At 66.7% G+C, this 1,497-nt stretch carries 2 protein-coding genes and 1 pseudogene; 2 read left to right on the top strand and 1 reads right to left on the bottom strand.

All coding sequences use genetic code 11. The features are described from left to right. Both EHS43_RS44420 and EHS43_RS44415 read left to right on the top strand, forming a co-directional pair. Positions 1-460, top strand: a pseudogene (locus EHS43_RS44420) (site-specific integrase); the annotation flags it as partial. Next, positions 457-1,038 carry a DUF6262 family protein gene (locus EHS43_RS44415; RefSeq protein ID WP_185806677.1) on the top strand — a complete coding sequence of 194 codons (582 nt, stop codon included), beginning with the start codon at positions 457-459 and terminating at the stop codon, positions 1,036-1,038. The pseudogene EHS43_RS44420 and the gene EHS43_RS44415, both read left to right, overlap by 4 nt. A gap of 83 nt (positions 1,039-1,121) precedes the next feature. Here EHS43_RS44415 and EHS43_RS44410 read toward each other — a convergent pair. Next, positions 1,122-1,497: helicase associated domain-containing protein (locus EHS43_RS44410; RefSeq protein ID WP_185806676.1), on the bottom strand; the 376-nt coding region annotated here is incomplete at its 5' end.

Genomic DNA, 1,497 nt, shown 5'->3' with positions numbered 1-1,497 from the left:
CCTCTCCGGCGACACCACCCCCATGGACCGGGAGACAGCCCTCGCCCTGGCTCTGGATCTCTCCCGCCGCAGCACCCCCGCCGACGGCGGATTCTGCACCTACCAACCCGTCGTCGACGGCGGATCCTGCCCCTGGAAACTCGACTGCGAGAACTGCGACAACTTCGTCCTCTCCGGCGCAGACCTCCTCTACTGGCGACGCAAAGCCGAACAGTGGCGCACCATCGCCGAGAACGCCCCCGACGACGCCACCGCCGACTACCTCCACACCGTCTTCGAACCCACCGCAAAGGCCATCAAAGGACTCGAGCAAGCACTAGCCGCACTCGACCTACTCGACGAAGCCCTCACCCTGGACCTGCGACGCCCCCAGGACTACTTCCACCGAACCTGGAGCACTGCCTTCCGCGCCCGAGACCTCGCCGCACTGTCCCCTGACAACACCGCAGGACAACCATGAACGCCCTCCGCACCGAGGCAGCCATCCAAGCCCGCCGCCAAGCCACCGAAGAGATGCTCGAACGTCTCCGGACCGCCCTGGCGGCCCTCGCACGGGACCACGCGCCGGTAACCGTCGCAGCCCTCGCGCGCGCTGCCCGCGTCTCACGCACCTTCCTTTATCAAAATCAGCAGGCCAGAGCCCTCATCGAGCAGACCACCCGCTCAAGCAGAACCCCATCCGCTATCGCCGCCAGCAACCGCACACAGCCAGTCTGGAAAGAACGCGCCCTCAACGCCGAAGACGCACTCGCCCAAGCCCAGCGCGAAATCCGCACCCAGCGCACTCACATCGCAGAACTCCTGGGCAAGATCCGCGACCTCGAACACGATCTCCCCGAAGGCTCACTCCAGCGACTCGTCACCGAGAACACCACCCTGAAACAACAAGCACGCCAGCTCACCCAGGAAAACCAGCGCATCCAGGAACGCCTGGCCAGCGCCCGCCAGAACAACCGGTTCATGGACAAACGCATTGCCGACCTGGAAGCCCACCTCGCTCCATACCTAACCGCCCCATCCACACCCACCACACCATGACCAGCAAGCAGCGCCGATGACCTCGGTCACACCTATTGCTGTGCGGCACAGCCCGCTTGCCGGAAACCTGAACGATGGTGCGCTCACCAGCGCATGCCGAGGGCGTCCAGGTCGGCTCGGCGCTCAGCGCTCAGGCTGGCGGCCCGACGTCGGGCGTTATCCAGGAACGACCCAAGCCCCACTGTCTCCCCATCCACATGCTCGATGTGCTTGCGAGCTGGCCGGAGGTGGCCTTCGCGTGCGTGGAACTGGCGGGCCGCAGCGAGGTTCATCGCCCACCGCTCATCCTGGCTGCGCCGCGTCGGCACCATCGCTTCGTCCTCGCCGGTGGGTTCGATGCCGATGGTCTCGAGCAGGTACCGCTGCGCCGGCACCAGCCGGTCCCACCCGGCCCGCTGCCCGGTGACCCAGGCTCCGAGGTCTTCACCCTGCACGATCACCTCGCCCGCCCGGGTGGGC

It is taken from the genome of Streptomyces sp. RP5T, assembly GCF_003933965.1.
In the GTDB taxonomy this organism is placed as follows: Bacteria; Actinomycetota; Actinomycetes; order Streptomycetales; family Streptomycetaceae; genus Streptomyces.
This window is presented reverse-complemented; position numbering and strand designations above follow the sequence as displayed.

Excerpts from the sequence above, each read along its gene's own strand:
- EHS43_RS44415 (WP_185806677.1), top strand. The coding sequence starts at position 457 with ATGAACGCCCTCCGCACCGAGGCAGCCATCCAAGCCCGCCGCCAAGCC.